Consider the following 25,276-nt stretch of genomic DNA (forward strand, 5'->3'; position numbering starts at 1 on the left):
TATAATGAAGTGAATTAATTTCAACATAGTTTTAGATAGTCTCTTTTTTCGTGTTCACAAAGTTGTCAGAAAATAAACGGAATTTTCATATGAAGTTCAAATAAAATTCACAACAATCAATTATTATAAGAACACACAGATAATTCTTTATCTTTTATATAAACCATCCCCCAAGGAGGACAATGAAAATGAGAAAAAAAGTGAGAAAATCTTTTAAACAATTATTAATTGAAAATAAACAATCACTATTAAATAATAAAGAAAATATGAAAGAAATTGAAGAGAGAATTGAGAAACGACATGTGGCATATAGTGGTGCTAGTAATTAAATAAAATAAAAAAGATAGCCTATATAGGCTATCTTTTTTATTTTATATTGAAAAAACGTTATTCATCTCTTTAATTTTGTAAATATGCAAGATATTTTTATAGTGTTTTTCTATCAATATTACTCATTTTTCGAGGTTGAAATTGGTATATACCAATTTTTGAGATTTACTATTCATAATATTACCAAAAATGTTACAATACACTCAAATTTATACTATAAAATCATTTTAATATGAAAAATTGGAATGAAAAGAAAGGAGAGGAATATGAATAAAGATGTCGCTTTGAAATGATTATTATCATTTCATTAGGAGTTGATGTAAAAAGATGAAGAGATACGAAGAATTGGACTCTATAAGAGGGATTTCTTCATTAGTAGTAATGATTGGTCATCATTTAATGATTTTTTCAGCATTTCAAAATTACAGTTATGAAGATAATAAACCATTTGTTGTGTATCTATTAAAAGAAACGCCTGCTCGTCTAATTTTTAGTAGTGGTAACGAATCTGTTATTATCTTTTTTGTTTTGAGCGGATTTGTTTTGTATGAATCTATTCAAAAAAACTATAGTAGCTATGGGTCATACCTTTTAAAACGTATATGTAGAATATACATTCCTTATATTGTGGCAATAATTATAGCTATTATATGCCAGACTACAATTAGTGAATATGGTATTTCTTATTTAAGTGAATGGTTTAATCGCTCATGGACGATTGAAAGTTCTTCAAGTTTAATCGCACAACATATTTTATTGGTTGGGAAATATAATACAGATGCATATAACGGTGTGATTTGGTCGCTTGTCCATGAAATGCGAATATCAATAATCTTCCCGTTAATTTTGATGATTTGCTTACGAAAAACGTTGAGGTGTTCATTACTATTATTGTTTAGTTTTAGTATATGTTCTGTCATGATATTATTTTTGTTCCGTTCGAGCTTAACATTAACAAGCTATGCATTAACGTTGCATTACACGGTGTTGTTTTTACTAGGAGCACTAGTTGCGAAGTATAAAAATAATTTAATAGTTTTTTATAGTAATTGTACTAAAAACACGAAAATTGCATGGTTTTTATTTGCAATTTTACTTTTTATGTATGAAGGGCTTATTGGAGAAATTAAAGTGCTCAATAATTTTATATTTCGAGACTACATAGTGGCGATAAGTGCATGTCTATTTGTCATATTAAGCTTGTCAATATCAACTTTGTCGTCCTTACTACGTAATAAATACTTGTTATATTTGGGGAAGATTTCTTACAGTCTTTATTTATATCATATTATATCGTTATTTTCCCTTATATACATGCTCCATAAAATATTACCGTTGCCTATTATTTTAATTTTTTCACTTGTTTTTTCGTTTATATTTGCAATGCTTTCGTATATATATGTAGAAAAATTTGCATTCAGAGTTGGAAAGTATGTAACAAAACAAGTGGATAGAAAGGAGAAAGGGTTATCTGTAAAGAGTGACTTGCAGGATGTTATTCAGAAAAGGGCGGTGAAATAATTGAAGCAAGAAATGAGTATAAAAGATTTTCAACAATTATTGAAAAGAAGATTCGTAACGATTATTTTAACGATGTGTTGTTTAACCGCTTCTTTAGTTCTTATCTCTATGTATGTTTTAAAGCCGTCATATCAATATTCAACGCAAATTCTTGTTGGGAATTTAGATGAGTTTAATAAGGAAAATTCAACAAATAAAACACAAGAAAATAAGCAACTAGTAACATCGTATGTCGATATTTTAAAAAGCCCATTAATTATTTCAACAGTTAAAAAAACTTTGAAATTAGAGCAATCAAGTTATGAATTAGCACAAAAAATCTCGGTGGTAAATACGGACAACTCACAAATTGTAACTGTTACAGTAAAAGATTCCAATCCGAAAGTCGTGAAAGACATAGTAAAGACATTGGCAGAGCAATCACAAAAAAGCTTTCAACAGTACACAAATGTACAAGGAGTGAAAGTATTAACTGATCCTGAGTTACAGGAACAGGCCGAAAAATTGTTTCCGAAATTTCAACTGATCATTCCTATTTCTTTAATTGTTAGTTTTTTTGTTGGTATAGGTTTAGCTGTATTTCGAGATTATTTTGATGAACGTATATACGTGGAACAGGATTTAGAGAAAATAACAACAGTTTCTGTTATTGGTTACATAAATATGAAACCGAATAGAAAAAAGAAACCTACAGAGGTTGATAAACAATCATCTATATATCGAGGTGAACATGTCGATGTTTAGGACAAAGAAACAGCTGCCATTCAATATGCATGATGATCTGATGAAAGAGCAGTTTTATACGGTATATCACGAGCTGAAAAAATCTGGAAAACAACTATTCACAGTTAGTTCAACGAAGGACAGAGGTGTTGTTGCCTCGCTTATAGTAAATATGGGTCTAGTGTTTGCGGAAATGAAGAAAAAGGTGTTACTTATTGATGTGAATTTTTCTGACCCTAAACTACATGTATTATTACAAAGTAATCACATGATAACAGTAAACGATATAATAAGTTCTTCCCCCTGCAATTATGAATCTTTTTCTAGTAATTTGTCTAAATACTTATATTGTATTCCTGCAAAAAAAACAGTACACACAGGGACACCCTTAGTTGCTATGGATGAATTTGATAATGCGATTGCTAAGTGGAAAGAAGATTTTGATTACATTTTCTTTTATTCCTCTGAAGTATTTGACCTTCCTGCTACGCACATTATTGCAGGGAAGTGCGATGGAGTGGTTTTAGCAGTTAAAAAGCGAAAAGATTCACTACGTACAGTGCAAAAAGTAATAGCGGATATAAAGAGGAAAGAATGTGAATTAATAGGTATAATTTTATATTCTTGAATGTGGGGGTAACGATCCATGATTCGTGAAACAAATCAAGCCAAGTTGTATACGATTCCGGCTCAAGAAAAGCCTAGCATATTGAATCGAAGTGTAAAACGCTTGTTTGATATTATATTTTCAATCATATTGTTACTATTAACGATACCAATTATGTTGTTCTTTTGTATTATGATTACTTTAGAAACATCAGGGGCTCCAATTTACTTTCAAGAACGTTTAGGTATAAACGGGAAGAAGTTTAATGTATTTAAATTAAGGTCGATGGTAAAGGATGCTGAAATGAACGGACCACAATGGGCAAAAGAACATGATCAAAGAATTACAAAAGTTGGATTGTTTATAAGAAAAACGAGAATTGATGAATTACCACAACTCTTAAATATTTTAAGAGGAGATATGTCTTTTGTAGGTCCTAGACCAGAGAGAGAGTTTTTTTATAATGAATTTGATGCGTATATTCCAGAATTTAAGGATCGTTTAATGGTAAAACCAGGCTTAACAGGATGGGCACAAATAAATGGAGGGTATAATCTTGATCCAAAGGAAAAGTTGAGGTTAGACATGGAGTATATTGAAATGAAAACGATTCGGATGGACATCCGTATTTTATGTAAGACCGTTTTAATTGTATTGAACGGTAATGGTGCAAGATAAATATATATGTAAACAAACAACATATGTAAGTAGGTTACTTGCAAAGGAGAACTGGTATGGGTAGATCTATTCTAAATAATATTATCCATCTATTTTATAGCACGATTTTAGCTAACCTTCTTCAGGCTGTCAGTTTAATTGCTTTAGCAAACTTTTTTAATGCACAACATTATGGGATGTTTAGTGTTGCCATAGCAGTGACGTTTGTTATGTTATTTTTTACAGACTTAGGACTTAGTAATACGTTTCTTCGAGAAGGGGCAAAGGATGGAGCAGATTTAGAGAAGATTTTATCATCGTATGTAAAAATAAGAATGATTCTACTTATTTTTATTTCTATCATCGGTTATATTTCTATTCATTATATGTATGCGGATAAAAATTTAATTTATATGACGATAAACGTAATGTTTTTCATGTTAATAGGGTTAACTTGGCAAAACATAGGGATTGCCTATTTTCAACTGACGGAACGTATGAAGTATATAGCGCTCATTAAAGTTGTATCATCATCGGTTGTCATTATAATTACATGTTTTTGTATTTTCGGAGAGTTACCGGTGTATGTAACGGCTCGCTTATATGCTTTTGGGTATATGATCGGTGGTTTATTCAGTATATATATCATGAGAAGAAAGACGAAAATGAATATGAAAGTCGTCATTCATAAAGCGTTATTTTGGCAATTAACTCCTTTTATTATTAGCGGTTTTTTAATAATGAGTACGCCACAATTAGCGCCTATCTTGCTTAACTATACATTGCCATTAAGTATGGTAGGTGTTTTTGCAGTGGCGTACCGGATGCCGGCAGCTTTATATCAAGTACCGGGGGTAATTGCAGGTGCATTTTTTCCAGTGCTCTTTAAGCATTATAACCAGAATAATTTAGAAGAGCATACGAAATTAAATTTGCTTCAAATTAAATCAATGGCGATTGTAGGAATATGTATGACGATCGGTTTATATCATTTAACGCCATACTTTATTTCTATATTTTTTCATGAAGAATGGAGCAATGCAGTAGAACCACTCCAAATATTATCATTTCTTATTGTGCTACAAAGTTTAAATATTGCCATTGCTGACGGTTTAACGACAAGTGGATGTCAAAATAAGAGAACTGTTGTGCAGTGTGTAGCATTGGTGATAGGTGGGGTTATGCTTTATAGCTTTAGTAGTATTGGTGGAGTGATAGGAGCGGCATACGCTATGGTTTTATTTGAAATTGTCGCTTTAGTGGGATATATAGCGGTAAGTGTAGTGAAGAAAAAAATTGTATTCCAAATTGTAATACCGTATACAATTTATTTTGGTGTAACCTTTATTGGAGTGCAATATATAGTGCATACATATCATTTGATTGCGCTTGTTCTTAATATACTAATTGTAGTAGCTGCCATATTCCTATATGATTATGAGCTAAAAAAACTTCTTCTTTCTTTTATAAGAAAAATACGCAAAAAGGATTATATTACGAAACAGGGGATATAGCCTATGGAAAATAATATGAAAGTATCGATGGGATGGATTATTCTTCTAATATTATTTGTTATGTTAAGTAAATACAATTTATATATTGGATTTTCATTGAAGATATATATGATTTTTTTAGTCATATATTTTTGTTTAACAATTAAAGACTTTCATATTCAAAAGTTATATTTTCATGAAGTTATATTTTTACTGTTTTATTTCATTTATTGTTTAAGTGGAATTCTTTCTATGTATTTAAATGCCAGTATTCGTATGATTTTTGGCGTGCTACTCGTTTTAGGATGCTATTTTATAATGAGGAATTTATTGGGGAATACTGAAATAGTGGTACTTGAATCATCTATTGCTTATGTAGGAGTAGTATTTAATGTTGTAAGTCTAATACTCTATATAATCGGTTTACAATACTTTAGTTTATACGGTGGAGAAGAGAGAGAAATTTTTGCCGGGTTATTAGTTGATAGAGGATATCCACGGTTAATTGGATTGCTAGATGATCCTAACATTTTTATTTTCTATAATACAATATTTTTTATGTACTATATGACGAATTTGCAAAATATTACTAACATGTTAGGGTTGATTTTATGTGTTACGACGAGTCTATTAACCTTTTCAAGGGGCGGTATATTAGCGCTTGTACTGGTCGTTTTTGTATATATATGTATGTCTAGTTTCGCTAAAAAAATAAAAATAATTATGAGTTTAGTATTGTTTAGTGTAGTTATTTTTAGTTTATCGAATAGTGTAATGGGGGGCCAATTAGATGACATATTAAATAAACGAATTTCTGATTTTTCCCATGATAATGGAAGTGGTAGATTTACATTATGGGAAGCTGCTTTTAAATATTATTTATCCAATCCATATATCGGAATCGGTGCTTTTAACTTTTCGAATTATTATGAGTATCAATTTAATGAAAAATTATATGTACACAATACATTTTTAGAAATTTTGTCTGAATCGGGTACAATTGGTTTTCTTCTATATAGCACGTTTTTATTCATATTAATGTTCAAGCTAGCGCAGCATACTTTGTTTCGTGAAAGGCCATACCTTCTATTGACTATGATTGCATTTTTATTTCAGATGATGTCATTGTCACTTATTATTAACGAAGCGTTCTTTTTATTTTTAGCAGTTGTTGTGAAGTATATTTCAATATATGAAGGAAGGGGAAAGATAGATGGTAAAATGTCTATCAGCACATAACGAGCCGCCTTATGTTTCTGTAATAACACCTTCTTATAATAGTATACGATTTATAGGTGAGACAATTTTATCTGTACAGAATCAATCGTATGAAAACTGGGAAATGATTATCGTTGATGACTGTTCAACCGACCAATCTGCCGCAAAAATTAAAGAGATAATAGAAGGAGACTCACGAATTAGGTTATTATCATTAAAAGAAAATGTCGGTGCTGCTAAAGCTCGGAATTTAGCGATTCAAGAGGCGAGAGGAAGGTACATTGCCTTTTTAGATAGTGATGATATATGGTTGCCGCATAAATTGAAGACACAATTGTTATTTATGGAAGAAATGAATATTGCTTTTTCATATGCGTCGTATAGTTTAATTGATGAAAATGGTAATGAACTAAATCGCGAAGTGAGTGTACCAAAATCTGTTGACTATCATTATTTAGCAGGGAATACAATTATCGGGTGTTTAACAGTGATGATTGATCGTGAAAAAATTCCGTATGTGGAAATGCCTAGTATACAGCCGGAAGATACAGCGTTATGGCTGAACTTATTACATGAAGGGTATGAAGCAAAAGGGATACAGCAAGTATTAGCAAAATATAGAATTGTTACAAATTCTGTTTCTAGAAATAAAATTAGAGCAGCTTTCCGGTATTGGAAATTGTTAAGGGAACAAGAACGACTGAATTCGGTGCAAATTTTTTACTATTTTAGTAAGTATGCTTATCATGCTTATAAAAAAATAAAATCAATGTAGTTGGGAAGACGCAATTATGAATATACTGTTGATGACAGATAAACTAATAACTGGCGGAGCCGAGAGCTATTTCTGTAAATTGGAAAGTAATTTGCGTTATGAGGATTTTAAGATTTATACAGCTGCAGGTGATGGAGAACTATATGAATCTCTTACTAGAAAAGAAAATTTTATATTACTTAGTCGATGGAATCATTTGAGAAATATTTATTATTTACGAAACGAAATTTGTAAACGAAAGATAGAACTTATTCATGCAAATAGTTTGCGAATGGTATTATATGCTTTTCTACTTCAAAAGTTTATTAAAAAAAGATGAAAATTGTTTATACGAAACATAATGTAACGATATTAGAAAAGAAAATGCCAACGCTTTTTCGTTATTTCATGAATAAATATGTGAACAATATTATTACAGTAAGTGAGTTTGAAAAGAATAATTTAATTTCAATTCATGTAGCAGAAGAAAAAATAAATACAATTTATAACGGTGTCGATATTGAAAAGTTTTTATTCCAGCAGAAAAAGAAAGAATCTACATATAAAATAGGGATATTAGCTAGATTATCCAAAGAGAAAAACCATCAACTATTTGTCAAAATTGCAAATGTGTTGAAAAAGAGAAATGATTTTATGTTTTATATTGCTGGTGATGGACCAGAGAAAGAATCGATTATGAAAGAAATAGAAAAATATGGATTGCAGCAAAGTGTGAAGATGCTAGGGAATATTTCAGAGCCGCATGAGTTTATAGGGAATATGGATGCCTTACTTTTATTATCTTTTCGTGAAGTGTTTCCAATGGTAGTAATTGAAGCGATGGCTACAGGGACACCAATTGTTTCAATAGATGTTGGCGGAATAAATGAAGCGGTAATAGATGGAGAATCAGGCATTTTAATATCTGAATATCGTGAATCTGAATTCGCAAGTGCGCTTGAGGAACTACAAGGGAATGAAGAAAAGGTAAATGCTATTAGACTCGAAGCACGAGAGAAAGTAGTGAGGTATTTCTCGTTAACTAAAATGATAGAAGAAACGAAAAATATATATGAATTAAACAAATGACCGGGTAGGTCGTTTGTTTTTTTATTATAGAAACTTTTAAGAGAGAACTCACATATTATATGAAAAAGGTAATATGAGGAGTGAATTTATTTTGTCAGAATATATTTCTTCCCAAGAAGGTTGTGTGCCAGAAAGTAGCGTTAATATTAATTGTTTTGGCGCAGTTCCGAACTCGGGAAATGATAGTTCATTAGCAATTCAACAAGCTATTGATTATTGTGTAGCTAACCGAATTTCGACGGTAAGAATTACAGGAGTAAATACGTACAAAATTGTAAAGCCCATTGTTATTAAATCAAATGTAAGATTAGAGTTAGATCCTACTGTAACGCTGCAAATTGATGGGGATTTTAATGCATTTGAGCTACAAAGTAACGCTTCGATAATTGGTGGTACTATTCAAGTTATAAATCCATTGTTTCAATCTGCTGTTATTTATGTTTCTGGTTCACAACAAATCGAAGTACCTAATCAATCTGTTATATCAAATATAAATATAGTAAATGCAACTCCATCGTATAAAGGAAAAGCTATATATTTTTATTGTCAAAAGGCATGGGATTTTATTAGTTTCTTTCAAGTTAAATTTATTCAAATTAAAAATTTTCAAACTGCAATACATTTGAAGACAGAATATATAAATGATATCAATACACCTTGCTGGATTAACGCCAATGTATTTCAATCTATATTTATTGATGGATGTGGGTATGGGATTGAAGTAGATGGAAATAGTGATTTGCCAAATGAAAGTTCAGGAAATACGTTTCATGATATTCAAGTGCAATGTAGACAACAAACGAAAAAAGCAATTCGTTGCTCAGGTGCGTATAATACATTTGATTGTATGATTTGGGATACGTACCGGATGAGTAGTGAACAAATTGTCATTGAATTTTCTTCTAATTCTCATCGAAACTACCTTTTTTCAAATCTGCTTTCGACAATTATTGTAGATAAAGGACAATACAATGTTTGTAAGTCTACTTATGAAGAATCCCTACGAATTCAGTTACCGTTGACGTTAAATAGACCGCATTTAATAGGGAATCAAGATGATATTTTAGTAAATGCTCAGCAGAAGTATATTGTTAAGCAAGTAAGTGGGAAAGTACCGTACGGGGGAAATCTCGCAAATTGCTTTAATTTAATAGATGAACAAAGTGTAAACTATATTGACGTTCCAGATAGTAATCCAGTTGTCATTGAACTGGATTTTACGAAAAAACCAATACAAATGTTAAATTGTTTTGGAATGTATTTTGGATGGGGAGAAAGCCCGAAAAAAATTAAAATTGAATATGCATTAGGCGCAACTGGAAATTGGGTTATCGCATCGGATGTTCCATTAAATGTAGGCGATACAATTATATCGAATATGAAGGCGAATCAACTATATAAAGTAAGAATTACATTAAGTGGTTATTCTCAAGATCATAAGCGTTTTCGAATTAATCGCATCTTTGCAAGGTCTTCTATGGAAAATGGGAATGCTTGGTTAGCTACAACTGGTGGAAGAATGTTTGGAGATATTGAAATAGAGGCAAGTAAAGGCATAATCATGAAGACAGCTAGTGGAGTGAACTGGAGAGTTACTATTAATGAAGCTGGCCAACTTATTACGACTAAAATAACTTGAGGTGATGCTTAATTGTATATCCTTGGACGAGTTATAACGTAGTGTGATAAAGGTAATGAAAAAGAGATTGTAATTTGGTTTCAACCAAACTACAATCTCTTTTTTAATTTAATTCCACCAAATCCAAGTCCAAAGGTAATTTCTTGCATTTCGGGGAGTAATCCGTATGAAGCGTTCACCGTCAAAGAAGCAATTTAAATTTGGAAGTGTTTCGTCTGGATTTTCTGGAACAAAGGTGACGATGTTTTCGTTACTTGTAACGGTTACTGTAATTGGTGGATCGGTAGGCGAGACTTGAAGTTGTAACGAAATATTGGCCGTATTTTTAAATTGATTATTAACAGGTGGACTTATTACTTGTACTGTGAATAACACGATAATTGTTTCGTTTGGCTCTAAATTAGTGGCAACTAGGAAACCGATATTCGGATTCGCTAGTGGAGAGCGTTCACCGTTAATAAAGACAGTGCCGTTTATAAATTGTAAACCTGCTGGAATGGTATCTTGTAAAGAAATATTTGAGAGTGAAATTTCGGAAGTATTTGTAATACGCACCGTATAATCAAAATATTGGTTTAAATAAGCGGAGCTGACGGAAGCGTTTTTCGTGACTGTTGCAGTTACAAATTGAACTGGTATACGAACAATATTTGAATTAACAATGAAAGTAATAATTGGATCCTGTGGTGTCAATTGAAAAGCAGCGGTAACTGTTGCAGAATTTATAATTGTACTGTTTGAAGGAATAGAAGTTACGAGAACTTGAAATGTTATAGTTGCTACTGTATCTGCAGATAAAGAACCAATATTAATACCAGTGTCTGGACGAACATTTTGAACCGAAGTACCGTTAATTGTTACGCTGTTTTCTATAAATGTTGTACCAGCTGGAATTGTGTCTATAACAGAAGTACTGATTGTCGGAATTGGGGAGTGATTAAATACCGCTAATGTGAATGTAATGATATCTCCTATAACGACAATAGATTTGTCAGCTGTTTTTTCAATGCGAACCATCGGATCAATGACTGTCGTTGTAACGGTATTTGTTTGTTTTGTAATTGTAATAGGTGGTTTTGTTGGATCAATGATAACGGTATAGGAAACAGAAGCATCATTATTAATTGTAGATTGAAGAGTAGAAGAAGATATTGTCACTTGGAACGTAATAATAACAGATTCATTAGGAGCAAGATTTCCTAACGTAATACCATTTTCAGGATTTTCATTAGGCTGATTGATTCCGTTAATCGTAACACTATCAGCAACAAAAGTCGTATCTATTGGTACGGTGTCTATGGCAAGAAGGTCTTCAATCGTTACATTACCGCTATTCGTAATCGTAATTGTATACGTTAAAGTTTGACCAGGTAAGGCACTCGTTACATCAATAGATTTTATGGCAATGACATTATCATTTTGGACAGTAGTTGTGACGGTATTTGTTGTAGTCGTATTTGTAACGGGTACGTTATTTGGGTTGACTATATAGTTAAAAGTAGTAATTGCTTTGTTGTTTAGTTCATTTGGTGTTGGAATAGAAGTCACAGTTACTTGGAATGAAACGATAGCATCTCCACCAACAATTATAGTGCCAATTGGTATGCCGCTTACTGGATTCACTCCTGGAAGAGCTTCTCCGTTTACAATGACGCTATTTTCTATAAACGTAGTACCTTGAGGAATAATATCTTGAATGATTACATCATTTGTTGCAACATTACCGGTTTGATTTAGTGTAATCGTATACGTTAACGTATCACCAACCGTTGCAAATGCAAGGTCAACAGCTTTATTACTATTCAAATTCGCGTGATTAATTTCTGTTGCGGCAGCTGATGAAATAATAGTTTCGGTAATAGGTGGTCGATCTGGTACCGTGTATTCATATTCAATTGTACTCGTGTTAGAGATTGGATTTGTTTGTGGAATCGAAGTAACCCGTACTTGGAATAGAATAGTTGCTGTCGTATTAGGCGGAATGTTATCAATTTGTATACCGTTAAGAGGGTTGTCATTTGGCCGAGCATTGCCGTTCACGATAACACTATTCTCTATAAAGCTCGTATTTGCTGGGATGATATCTGTAACAATAATGTTTTCGACTTGTATATTTCCGTTATTTATGATGGAAATTGTATAAGGGATGATAGTTTGTAAGTCAGCATATTGGATAGGCGTTGTTTTTGTCGCAATTACATTAGCAGAAATAACTTCAGTGAAGGTAATATTGCTAGTCGATATTTGTTCTTCCACGTTTATTGTATAACGAGAAGTTGATTGATTTTGAACATGGCCGCTAGCAGGAAGAGCTACGACGGTAACAGAAAATGTGACTGGGATAGAAATATTAGGAGCAATCGTTCCTACAAGTATACCTGCACTTGGATTGGCGTTAAGCTGAGGAATGTTATTTACTAAAACGCTACCGTCAATAAAAGTTGTTCCATCAGGTATATTGTCTGTAAATACAACAGCAGTGGCATCCGTATTCCCTGTATTCGTTAAAGTTGTCGTATAAGTTAAAATGTCACCAATTGTTACAGAGGTCAAATCAACAGTTTTAAGTGAAACGATATCAGCATCATTAATTTGAACGAAAGTAGTATTGGAAGTAGTAGATTTTTGAATTGGTGCAAAGTCAGGATTGAAAATAAAGTCGTAGACGATGTTTGCAGTATTAGGTGTTGGATTTACAACAGGTAAATTCGTAACGGAAACTTGGAATGTTACTGTAGCCATTTGATCTGCTGCGACATTAGGAATGGAAAAGCTGATATTCGGATCTGCTGCAGGAAGTACAGTATTGTTAACTATTACACTTCCTGGAATAAATACTGTTCCATCCGCTATAGTATCTGTAAAAAAGATGGAGTTAGTTGTAGTAGATCCATTATTTTGAATGAATACTGTATATTCAATGGTTTCATCAATGTTAGCTAATACAGTATTAGCGGATTTTGTAGCAATAAGAATAGCATCAATAAATTGTATATTTGTACTATTGGAAGAGGTCGTTTCTGAAATTGGTGGTGCGCTTGGGTCCGGTCGATACTCATAGTGAATGACGGCGATATTATTAATGTTATTTTGTGGCGGTATAGAGACTACGCTTACTTGGAACGTAACAATAATCGTATTATTTGGAAGAATTATATCAAGATTGATACCGGTAATTGGATTTTCGTTAGGTCTTGGTACGCCATCTACAAGAATGCTATTTGGAACGAATGTGGTCCCAGCTGCAATTGCGTCAATTAGGAGAGTATTTGTAATAGGTACTGTACCGGCGTTTGTAACTGCGACTGTATATGTGATGATTTGACCAATGCGTGTAATGGATCTATTGGCGGATTTAATGGCACTAACATTTGCCGTCCGCACTTCAGTATTTACTGCATTTGATAACGATCTACGCTGAATAATTGGAGAACTAGGGTCAATTTGGTATTCGTACGAAGTGTCTGAAATATTAATGACTGTATTGCCCTCTGGTATATTTGTAAGTTGTACTTGGAATGAAAGAGTGACTGTTTCATCTGGTTGTATCGTGCCGAGAGTTACGCCATTCTCTGGGTTCGCACCAGGCTGGATGACATTATTTATTGCTAAGCTATCTTCAATGAATATAGTACCTTCCGGAATGTTATCAATGAACACGGTATTGTTAGCTGGAACGGTTCCTATATTTTGTAGTGTATTTGTGTAGGTAATAATTTGCCCGATTGATACGAAAGCTACATCCGCGCTTTTAACAGAAATAATATTTGCGTTTTGAAGTGATGTTGTAACAATGTTAGAATTTGCAGAGCGATTTACTGGTGGGGCTGTAGGGATACTTACATATTGGTAAGTTGCTGAAGATTGATTTACAATTTCGGTTTCAGTAGGTGGATTATTTGTTTGCACTTGAAATAGTATCGTTTTGGAACTGTTTGCTGGAATTGTTCCAATCGGTATTCCGTTTTCTGGATTTACACCTGGCTGAAGGACACCGTTAATTGTGACACTATCGGGAACGAATGTAGTCCCAGATGGAATAGAATCTGTGAAATTAATATTTATTGCGTCAACATTACCAGTATTTTTCACTTCAGAAATATAAAGTATAGTTCCACCGATATCTACAGTTGTTGGATTGGATGTTTTAGTAATTGTCAATTGCGCTTGCACGAAATTTGTAATGACGATATTACTAGTAGATGTTTCAGTAATAGGCGGTTGCCCTGGGTCTGGTTGAATTGTATATGTTGTATTGGATTGATTTGTAATCGATTCTTGCGAGAATGAATCGGTAATAAGAATTTGGAACGAAATAAGGTGCGTAGCGTTTGCAGCTAGGTTAGGCAAAGTAACACCTACATTTGGATTGGCACCAAGTATAGCTGTTCCGTTAAGTGTAAAACTATTTTCTACGAATGTAGTATCTTGGGAGATAGTGTCTGAAAATGTGAGATTAGTAGCTGGAATATTTCCGGTATTTTCTAGTGTTATCGTATAAGTCAAAATATCACCTGTTGTTGCTTGTTGTGCATTGACTCCTTTTAAAGAAAGGATAGTCGCATCTGAAATTTGTGTGAAAGCAGGATTAGACGTAATTGTTCGAGAGATGATAGGAGCAGTTGGATCGGCGATAAAAGTATAGTCAATACGGACTGTATTAGAAATTGGGTTCACGCTTGGAATAGATTGAACGATAACCTGGAATGTTACAGTGACGATTTCTGACGGTGCGATGGAGTTTAATGGTATTCCTACGTTAGGGTTAGCACCTGGAACGGAAACGCTATTAATAGTTACGCTATTAGGAATAAATGCAGTTCCTTCTGGGACCAAATCTGTTAAAGTAACTGTATTTGCAGTAGTATTTCCGTTGTTTTGAACGACTACTGTGTAAGTGATTGTACCGTCAGTAGATTGTACGAGAGAATCTGTACTTTTAATTGCGGATAACGATGCATCAACAACAGCTGTATTAACCGTATTAGACGAGGATGTTGCTGTAACAGGAGGTTGACTTGGATCGACAATATACGTGTAACTTGTAAGTGCTTGATTTATAATCGCTCCTTGCGGTGGAATAGAACTTGCAAGAAATTGGAACGTAATAGTAGCGGAATCACCTGGTGCGATAATACCAACTGGAATACCAAGAGTTGGACTTGCATCTGGAAGTGAAATCCCGTTGAGCGTAACACTATTTGGAACAAATAATGCTCCTTCAGGAACTCCGTTAATGAGTAATACAGAGTTTGCGGGGAAGTTTCCAGTATTCGTTAATGTTGCTGTATACGTAATTACATCTCCGATAGATACGATTGTTCGATTTGCTTGTAAAACAGTTGTAACAGTCGCGTTATTAATTTGTGTTGAAGCGCTATTAGAATTTATCGTGCCTGTAACAGGAGGAGAGGCCGGATCAACGATGAATGCGTATTGAATAGATGCTACGTTTGTAATTGGATTTGAAGGTGGAGTGGATGTAACTATGACTCGGAAAGTAACGGTTAAGGAACTACCCGTGCTAACTGTTCCGATATTCACTCCGTTATTTGGATTTGCACCTGGAATGGTACTTGCATTTACAGCAAAACTATTTTCAACAAAGGTTGTTCCTGCTGGAACCATGTCTGAGAAATTTACATTCGTAGCGTTTGTATTGCCGCTATTTTGAATCAAAACTGTATAAGTGATCGTGTCTCCGATATTTGCAAAAGCTGTATTAGCAGTTTTTACAGCTGAAAGTATTGCTGAATTAATAGAAGTAACGAAGACGTTCGTTTCCACATTGCCAGGCTGAGCCTGTAATGCATTGCCTACATTATATTGGAAGTTAACAAATCCTAAGTTTTGGAGTTCAGGTGTGAACGTTGTTGGATTACTTACGATTTGTACTTGGAATATGATTGTTACAGTTTGATTTGGAGTAATTGTATTTATGCCAACACCGTTAATAATGGAAGCGGATGGTAATGGAGTGCCATCAACAATAACTGATCCTGCAACAAATTGTGTCCACGATGGTAAAGGGTCTGAGAATATAGCGTTGTTAGCAGGAATATTGCCTGTGTTCGTAATAGTCGTTGTATACGTAATCGTATCACCAATCGTTGCAAATGTTTTATCTCCTATTTTAATCGTGTTTAAAATAGCACTTTCAATTTTTGTTGTAACGTTGTTAGAAGTAATGTTTTTTGAAACGGGAGGATTAGCTGGATTAACGATATGCTGGAAGCTAACGTTAGCTTGATTGGTAATTGGATTTATAGGTGGAATTTCATTTGCGATAATGTGAAATGCTACGATTACAGACTGGTTTGGCCCGATATCACCAATTGGAACGCCTGTAATGATATTTGCATTTGGGATGCTAGTTCCGTTCAGTGTAAAACTATTCGGTTCAAAGGAAGTTCCGTCTGGAATAAGGTCGGTAAAAATAACATTCGTTGCACTAACATTTCCGCTATTTGTAATTGTAACGGTGTAGGTAATATCCTGCCCGATATCTACCGTAGATACATTTGAATTTTTTTGTGCAGTAAGGGTAGCGTTATTAATTTGTGTTGTCGTTGTATTAGATTGATTGGAAGTTGTAACAGGTGGCTGGCTAGGATCAACGACATAATGATAGGTGGTAGAAGCAGAGTTAGAAATGGGATTAAGTGTTGGAAGTGTAATAACAGTTGCTTGGAATGTAACGATTGCCGCATTACCACCATTAATGGAACCAATATTTACACCAGTAGATAAATCAGCGTTTGGAATGGTTTGCCCATTAACTGTGAAACTATTTGGAACGAAACTTAAATTACTATCAAGAATGTCAATAATAGTTACATCAGTTGCAGTCACATTCCCGGTATTAGGGAGGTTAAGTGTAAATGTTATTGTATTACCAATATCCGCGAAAGTAAGATCTGCTGTTTTTGTGCTAATAATAGTTACGTTGTTTATTTGAAGAAGTGTAGTGTTGGAAGTAGCTGCACTTGAAACAGGAGGATTAACAGGATCAACAGTAAACTCATACGTCGTTGATGCTGTATTTGGTGCAGGATTAATAGGTGGGATGCTGTTCACTGTAACTTGAAAGACGATACTATATATTTCATTTGGTGGAAGTGTTGCAAGTAATACACCTGTATTTGGATCCGCGTTAGGTTGTAAAACGCCATCGACAGTTAATGTGTTAGGAACAAATGTGAGTCCACTTGGTAATGCATCTGTGAATACAATATTAGTTGCATCGGTATTGCCTACATTGGTAATAGAAGTAGTATAAAAAGCAGTTTGCCCGATATCTGCAAAGGATACATTTTCATTTTTCGTCATGGATAATATGGCTTCTTTAATTTGCGTTGAAACAGGATTACTAATTGAAGTTTCTGCATCAGGTGGTGAGACTAATTGGTACGATGTTGATGAGAAATTTACAATGGGGTTTTCAGTTGGTAATGACGTTACAGTAACTTGGAACGAAACTGTTACTGTAGTCCCAGCTGTTATGGGCCCAATATTTACACCGTTTGTTGGATCCGCTCCACTTTGAGGAACTCCATTAATAGAAAATGTGTTTGCAATAAATGTAGTTCCGCTTGGCATGGTATCTGTAAATATAACATTTTGTGCGGATGAGTTTCCATTGTTTGTTAAAGTAACAGTATAGGTGAGTGTGTCTCCAATACGGCTAAAGGATTTATCGACTTGTTTTAATGAAAGAATGGTAGCTGTGTTAATTGTAGTGAACACTGTGTTTGAAGTAACATTCCTTGAAACAATAGGGGCATTAGGGTCAGTGATAAATGTGTAAGAAGCACTAGCCGAATTGGCAATAGGATTTTGAACGGGAGTAGAAGTAGCGGTAACTTGAAATGCTATAGATATTGAGTTGTTAGGAGCAATTGATCCGATTGTTATACCTGTATTAGGATCGAGTCCGATGTGTGTACTGCCATTGATTGTGACACTATTCGGAATGAACGTTGTGCCGTCTGGAATAAGATCAGTGAAAGTAATATTCGTTGCATTTGTATTGCCATTATTCGTTAAAATGGTTGTATAGGTAATGGTATCACCTAGTGTTACAATTGTTTGATCGACCGATTTTACCATCGTTATCATAGCATCTAGTACCGGGTTTGTAACGATATTCGTTGAAGTAGAAGTTGTAATAGGAGCGGCACTTGGATCAACAGTATAAGAATATAAAATTGTATCGTTACCCATAATTGAGCTTGAAGGGGGAACAGAAATAACATTTACTTGGAAAGTAACGGTTACTGTTTCACCAGGAGCGATATTTGGTATATTTACTCCGAGTGCTGGCTGTGCACCAAGCTGCTGGATGCCATTTATAGTGACCGAATCTGGTACAAAAGTAGTACTAGAAGGAATCGCACTTGTAAAAGTTATATTTGTAGCTGGTGTATTTCCTGTATTCGTAATAGTCGTTGTATACGTAAGTGTATCTCCGACGGAAATGATAGATTTATCAACAGTTTTTGTTGTATTTAATATCGCACTGTTAATTGTTGTCGAAACCGCATTAGATACAGCTGTTTGTAATGCAGAAGGTTGGCTAGGATCAATCACATGTTCAAATTGTATGGAACTAAAATTAGAGATAGGATTTATACTTGGAATGTTTGTAACAAGTACGTTGAGAGAAATAACGGCCGTTCCATTTGGGTTTATATTTCCAATCTGTATCCCGCTAGCTGGATTTCCGATTTGCTGTGTACCAGAATCGTTTGTAAGAGTGCCAGATATGAATGTCGTTCCGTTAGGTAAAATATCTGTGAAAATTATATTTTGTGAAGTGACATTTCCAGGGTTACTTAATGTAATTGTATAAGAAATTGTATCGCCAATCGTTGCGAAAGTTTTATCTACAGATTTGATTGCCACAATTTCCCCAGAATTTATTTGTGTCGAAACGGGATTAGATGTCGTATTTCTTGAAACGAGTGGTAAATTAGGTCCTGTCATAAATTGATAATCAATGGAAGCTCCGTTTACAACAGGTGAGTTTGGACCCCCAGGTCCAATTGTGAAAATTGGATTTGGAATGCTAACTACTTGCACACGGAAGGTAACGTTTATAAAATCTCCTGCAATAATATCCCCAATCTGTATCCCATTCGCTGGATTTACCCCAGGTAATAAGACCCCGCCTACTCGAACACTATCTGTTATAAATATTGTGTTATTTGGAATTGGATCTGTAAAAATGATATTCGTAGCAGTCGTGTTCCCTTCATTTTCTAATAAAACTGTATACGTTAAAAATGAATTTCCAGGTGCTACGTCAGAAAATAGTCGATCCACACTTTTCGTTGCTTGAATAATTGCTTCGTTAATTTGAACTAAAGTTGGATTACTTGTAGCTGTTTCTGTCACCGGCGGCTGGGTAGGATCCACAATAATCGAGTATGTTGTGCTAGATTGGTTCAACGTTGGGTTTGTAGCTGGTATTGAGCCAACAATTACTTGAAAGCTAATTGTTGTCGTTCCTCCAACTGGAATTGAGTCTAAAGAGAGCCCGCTATCTGGTCTAAATCCAAGTTGTGGGATGGTATTAATTTGTACGCTATCGGGAATGAATGAAAGTTCAGGTGGTAATATATCGATAAAAACAGGTGTGTTTGCGGTAGTATTTCCGCTATTAGTGAGAGTAGTTGTATACGTAATTGTATCTCCAACAGCGGCAAATGCACTGCTCGCAGTTTTCGTTGCGATAACGGAAGCCGAATTTACTTGCGTAAAAGTTTTATTGGATTGAACTGTTCGTGAAACAGGCGGTTCATTTATATCTACAATAAAGCTATATTGAAGCGATGATTTGTTAGGGATTGGATTAGGATTTGGAATCGTTGTAATGTTTACTTGAAAACTGAGTATAACGGATGCATTTGAATTTATGTTGCCAATATTGATACCATTTTGTGGATTTGCATTAGGAATAGTTGTTCCATTTACCGTAAAACTATTTAGAATAAACGTTGTACCATTTGGAATTACATCTGTAAAAATAACATTGTTTGCGGTAGTATTACCGGAATTAGTAATGGTAGAAGTGAAAGTAAGTGTATCTCCAATAGTAGCGAATGTTGAATTGACAGTTTTATTTATAGAAAGAGTAGCATCAATAATTGGAGTAACCGTTGTATTCGTAATTGTACTATTAACAGCAGGAGATTGGTTTGGATTCACGGTATATTCATAATTTACAAGAGCATTATTTGTTAATGTGCCACTAGGTGGTATCGCTAAAATTTGTGCTTGAAAAGTAATGAATACAGTATCTCCTGGCGAAATATCTGCCAAGTGAACACCAAGTGATGGATCTAATCCTGGTTGTGGAACATTATTGATCGTTACGGAGTTTTGGATAAATGAAGCTCCTGCGCCAAGCCCATCTGTTAAAACAGTGGCACTAGCAGGGATATTACCTGTATTTGTTACTGCAATCGTATAGGTAACGATATCACCAATGGCAGCTGTCGGCGTATTCACAGACTTAGTAGCAACAATAGTAGCGTTATTAATTTGAGTTGTTATTACGTTACTTAACGTATTGGCGGATGCTGAAGGTAAGTTAGGATCTACGACGTACTGGTACGTTGTATTGCTTTGGTTCGGGATTGGATTTGGATTCGGGATAGAATTTACTTGTACTTGGAACGAGATGATCGTATTTGCATTCGGATTTATTGGGTCGATTGCAATTCCGCTTGCTGGATTTACATTAGGCAGTGTATTCCCGTTTACAGTAACACTATTAGGAATAAACGATGTCCCGTTTGGAATTACATCTGTAAATATTACATTTGACGCAAGTGTGTTCCCGTTATTCGTTAAAGTAGTCGTGTACGTAATAATATCATTTACGTTAGCAAACTGTTTATCTGCCGATTTAGTAGCGGCAATTGAGGCGTTATTAATAGTTGTCTGTACAGTGTTAGAAGCAACCATCTGCATTACAGCTGGTTTGGATGGATCATACGTATATTGGAATGTTGTGCCTGATTGATTTGTAATTGGGTTTACAGCAGGGATAGTTGGTACAAAAACTTGGAATGCAACGGTACGTGATGAATTCGCTCCTATCGTACCAATCGAAATGCCGTTAGCAGGATTTGCATTAGCTATAGGGACATTATTAATCGTTACAGTATTAGGAATGAAGAGGGTACCCGTTGGAATGATATCTGTAAATGTTACATTAGCAGCAGGGATATTCCCGTTATTTGTTAAAATAGTCGCATATAATATGACATCACCAACATCAGCGAAGTTTGTACTCGTTAGTTTTGTAGCAACGATATTAGCAGTATTAAGTTGTGTAGTTACTATATTGCTAGCGGCGTTTCTAACAAGAGCAGGTAAGTTTGGATCAGCGATAAAGCTATATTGAAGTGAAGCGCTGTTTTGAATTGGGTTTGGTGAAGGTAGCCCATTTGCACTTATTTGAAAAACAATCGTTGTAAAACCACCCGAAGGAATGGAGCCGACTTGAAGACCGGTACTAGGGTCTGCACCTAGTTGTAAAGCACCACCTATAAAAATACTATTTGGTACGATAGTGGTGCCATTAGGGATTATATCGGTAACGATAACATTATTTGCTGTAGTATTGCCAAGATTAGCTATAGAAATTGTATATGTGATTGGTTGCCCGACGTCGGCGATAGTTAAATCTACTTCTTTGACAATAATGACATTTGCTAAATTAATTTGTGTACTTACAGTGTTACTTACAGATGTTTCTATAGTTGGTGGATCGCCCGGATTTAGAATAAAGCTATACTGTGTACTAGATGAATTTAATGTTGGATTTTGTGTTGGTAAAGAGGTGACGGTTACTTGATAAGAGACGGTAAGTGAACCGTTAGCAGCAATGGAAGGTAGCGGAACACCTATATTTGGATCTGCGTTATTTTGGAGTACACCATTAATAAGAAAAGTGTTTGGAATAAAGGTAGTACCGTCTGGATTCGTATCTACGAAAGTAGGACTATCAGCAGAAACACTTCCTGCATTTGTCAAAGTAACAGTATAAGTTAATATATCTCCTACGGTAGCGAACGCTCGATCCACTGTTTTGGCTGAAATGACATTTGCATCGTTTACTTGAGTAAATGTAGTGGTTGAAGTAGTGTTCTTACTTACAGGTGAAGTGTTTGGATCAACGATAAAGTTATAGGAAATGGAAGCGCTATTTGAAATAGGGTTTGGATTTGGAATGCTAGTTATTACTACTTGGAATGAAGCTGTAATTGTAGTATTAGCATTGATACTACCAATATTGATGCTAGTTGGTGTAACGCCTGGCTGAGTAACACCGTTAACTATAATGCTATTTGGTACAAAGGCGGTTCCATTCGCGATTGAATCGGATAGTAATACATTGTTCGCTGCAACATTTCCATCGTTAGTAAGAGCAAAGGTGTAAGTTAATACATCGCCAACTTCCGCAAACGTTTTATCTACAGATTTATTAGCATGGAGATTTGCTAGTCTAATTGTTGATGTAACAGAATTAGAATTTGCTGTTTTTGAAGTTGGTGGCAGACTTGGATTTACAGTGTAAATGTAAGAGGCAAAAGCGTTATTAAGGATAGGATTTTGTGAAGTAATATTAATAACTGTTACTTGGAAAGAGAGGGTAAAAGTAGCTCCAGCAGGAATTGTGCCAATAGGTAAAGCAACGAGAGAATCTACATTTTGCAAAACGCCGTTGAGCGTTACCGAACCTAATGTTAATATCGTTCCATTTGGAAGTGGATCTGTTAGTTGTACGTTATTAGCGGCTGTATTTCCACTGTTTGTAATAAGGATTGTATAACCTATCGTTTCACCAATTGTGGCAAATTGTTTGTTAGCTGATTTTGTTAATGTTACATTCGCATTGTTAATTTGAGTGGAAACGAGATTAGAAGAAATGTTTTTTGTAACGGGTGATTGGCTAGGATTGACGGTATATTGATAAGAAGCACTTGATCCATTAGATACGACATTTGACGCGGGTATTGTGTTTACTACTACTTGAAATGTAATATTTTTTGTTGTGCCGCTTGGGATGGATCCAATGTTCACGCCGTTAGCGGGATTTGCGCCCACTTGTGTAGTGCCATCTATTGTTAAACTGTTTAGAACAAAAGTTGTTCCAGTAGGAATGACATCTGTAAAAATAACATTGTTCGCATTTGTATTACCTGTTCCTGTAAAAGAAACGGTGTACGTTAGTGTATCACCAATATCTGCAAAATTTTTATCTACTGCTTTTACCATTGTTACAGTAGCGTTATTCACTTGAGTAGATACGATATTGGTCGTATCAGTCCCACTTACTGCAGGTTGATTTGGCACAGGAATGTATTGATATGTTGTTGTACCACTATTTAATATTGGATTTGTTTGGGGGATAGCAGGAACGAATACTTGAAATGAAATAGTAGTAGTAGAATTTGCGGCAATTGATCCAATTGATATACCATTAGCGGGATTTGCACCAGCTTGAGTAACTCCGTTAACAGTTACACTTCCTGGAATGAAAGTAGTCCCGCTAGGAATCGGATCCGTATATATAACGTTTGTTGCAGCGATATTTCCTATATTAGTTAAGGCAATACTGTAAGTTAATGTTTCACCAATATCTGTAAAAAGTTTGTTAACTGATTTTGTTCCATTAATATCTGCCAGGTTAATTTGTGTTCCAGCAGAGTTGCTTGTTGCAAGACCGTTAAAGGTTGTTCCTCCAGCGATGGGTGTATATTGAAATGTAATATTAGCAGTGTTAGAGATAGGATTTTGACTTGGAAGAGAAACGACAGTAGCTTGGAAAGTTACTGTGCGAGAAGTACCATTATTAATTGTTCCAAGAGATATACCAGCTGCAGGATTTGCATTTGTTTGTGGTACGTTATCTACTGTTACAGTGCCTGGTATAAAAGAAGTACCGTTAGGGAGGCTATCTATAAAAATAGCGTTATTGGCAGGAAGAAGCCCGGTGTTAGGGATAGTAACTGTATAAGTGAGAATATCTCCAATTGCAGCAACACTTTTATTTACGCTTTTCGTTGCTTGTATATTTGGGGAGTTTATATTAATTTGTAAGCCGACTGTATTTAACATATATGCATCTCCGTTAGTAGTTAAACGGATTGCGGCGGATACTTGTGAGTTTGTTAAATAAGGAGAAATATCAATAGAAGTAATATCCCAGCCCTGTCTTCCAGCGGAGATGTTTGTACCTGTAGAAGCACTTTGATTTCGCGTTCCAAATGTTCCAGTTGTATCTAAGTTTCCTGCAGCATTATTAACTTGAGAACCGAAGAAATTATTTACAGCATTATTTGGCCCAGATAAAGCATTTAATGAACTGAAATTTGGTCCAAATAATGCTTGATCCCCTATTAAATCTGCATCTCCTTCAATAGAACTTAAAAATAATCTCCCGCTTACAGGTCCTCCTGAAGGTGTTAAAAATCCAGAAACAGCTACATCTGCACTACCGGTATCAGCAGAAACACGGTTACCCGCTACATAAATGGTTAAGTTTCTTGCTGGCAATGTCCCGTTTTGATAAGCGACGATAAGCGTCCATCCAGCCGAATTAATTGTTCCATTAGAAGCATCTATAGGATCTACAAGTCCAGGAACCGCACCTGTAGTATAGGAACCAGAACCTCCCGCTTGAATAAGGGTTGTTACGTCTGCTGAACGAGTGTAAAAGCCAAATGTAATAGAGTTTGAAACGAATGTTTGGTTTGAAGCCGTAACAGCTGAAGGAGTAATCGAGTATGTTGAAACAGGTGTTGTAAAAGAAACTGGGTTTCCTAATACACTCGTAATGTTTTGATCACGAGATAAATAGTTTCCACCCCAAACGAGTTCTGCGTAAAGAATAGTACTACCAGCAGGGATATTTAAAATAGCGGTAGAACTATTTTGTGTATAGTTTAACGTTGTACCAGCAGGAAAAGTAGGTACTTGTAAAGCAGTATTCGTAGTTGCGAATGCACCAATTGCCCCGATTGTACCAGCACGGTTTTGATTACTAATTTTACTTAAGCCTAAAGTATTACCTGTAATAGCGAGTGCGCCATTAGTGGTGGTAGAAAATCGATTCGTAATGGGCATGTTGTCACCTCATTTACAATATAGTCTTGGTCAAAATAACATATGTATGTGACAAATAAATGGAAACATGTACAAGTTGATTTAGTAATAATGATTTAAATGTC

10 protein-coding genes and 1 pseudogene are annotated in these 25,276 nt (G+C 34.9%); 10 read left to right on the top strand and 1 reads right to left on the bottom strand.

From position 1 onward, the window contains the following. Positions 1 to 188 precede the first annotated feature (188 nt). From JFU02_RS27410 to JFU02_RS27455, 10 genes and pseudogenes are all read left to right on the top strand, one after another. Positions 189 to 329 carry an FbpB family small basic protein gene (locus JFU02_RS27410; RefSeq protein WP_001228048.1) on the top strand — a complete coding sequence of 47 codons (141 nt, stop codon included), beginning with the start codon at positions 189 to 191 and terminating at the stop codon, positions 327 to 329. A gap of 328 nt (positions 330 to 657) precedes the next feature. Next, positions 658 to 1,851 carry an acyltransferase family protein gene (locus JFU02_RS27415; protein WP_000833050.1) on the top strand — a complete coding sequence of 398 codons (1,194 nt, stop codon included), beginning with the start codon at positions 658 to 660 and terminating at the stop codon, positions 1,849 to 1,851. After that, positions 1,852 to 2,595 (top strand): YveK family protein, encoded by a 744-nt coding sequence (locus tag JFU02_RS27420; protein ID WP_000807060.1) that lies wholly within the window; start codon positions 1,852 to 1,854, stop codon positions 2,593 to 2,595. After that, positions 2,582 to 3,202, top strand: a complete 621-nt coding sequence (locus JFU02_RS27425) for a CpsD/CapB family tyrosine-protein kinase (protein ID WP_061666871.1) — start codon at positions 2,582 to 2,584, stop codon at positions 3,200 to 3,202. The genes JFU02_RS27420 and JFU02_RS27425 overlap by 14 nt, the downstream gene beginning before the upstream one ends. Positions 3,203 to 3,220: 18 nt before the next feature. Beyond that, the gene (locus JFU02_RS27430) at positions 3,221 to 3,859 is read left to right on the top strand and encodes a sugar transferase (RefSeq protein WP_000617647.1); all 639 of its coding nucleotides are present in this window, start codon (positions 3,221 to 3,223) and stop codon (positions 3,857 to 3,859) included. Positions 3,860 to 3,915: 56 nt separating this feature from the next. Next, positions 3,916 to 5,352, top strand: coding sequence for an oligosaccharide flippase family protein (locus JFU02_RS27435; protein WP_201071911.1), 1,437 nt, complete (start codon positions 3,916 to 3,918; stop codon positions 5,350 to 5,352). Positions 5,353 to 5,355: 3 nt separating this feature from the next. Then, positions 5,356 to 6,570 (top strand): O-antigen ligase family protein, encoded by a 1,215-nt coding sequence (locus JFU02_RS27440; protein ID WP_086405888.1) that lies wholly within the window; start codon positions 5,356 to 5,358, stop codon positions 6,568 to 6,570. After that, entirely contained in the window at positions 6,545 to 7,324 is a 780-nt protein-coding gene (locus JFU02_RS27445) for a glycosyltransferase (protein ID WP_201071914.1), read from the top strand. The genes JFU02_RS27440 and JFU02_RS27445 overlap by 26 nt, the downstream gene beginning before the upstream one ends. Positions 7,325 to 7,340: 16 nt before the next feature. Then, a pseudogene (locus JFU02_RS27450) lies at positions 7,341 to 8,392 on the top strand (glycosyltransferase family 4 protein). A gap of 91 nt (positions 8,393 to 8,483) precedes the next feature. Beyond that, positions 8,484 to 10,031 (top strand): glycoside hydrolase family protein, encoded by a 1,548-nt coding sequence (locus JFU02_RS27455; RefSeq protein WP_141538922.1) that lies wholly within the window; start codon positions 8,484 to 8,486, stop codon positions 10,029 to 10,031. A gap of 108 nt (positions 10,032 to 10,139) precedes the next feature. On the opposite strand, the gene JFU02_RS27460 is transcribed toward JFU02_RS27455, so the two are convergent. After that, positions 10,140 to 25,172 carry a DUF11 domain-containing protein gene (locus JFU02_RS27460; RefSeq protein ID WP_201071917.1) on the bottom strand — a complete coding sequence of 5,011 codons (15,033 nt, stop codon included), beginning with the start codon at positions 25,170 to 25,172 and terminating at the stop codon, positions 10,140 to 10,142. Positions 25,173 to 25,276 lie beyond the last annotated feature (104 nt).

Origin of the sequence: Bacillus sp. TH13, from assembly GCF_016651175.1 — a bacterium.
In the GTDB taxonomy this organism is placed as follows: Bacteria; Bacillota; Bacilli; order Bacillales; family Bacillaceae_G; genus Bacillus_A; species Bacillus_A thuringiensis_S.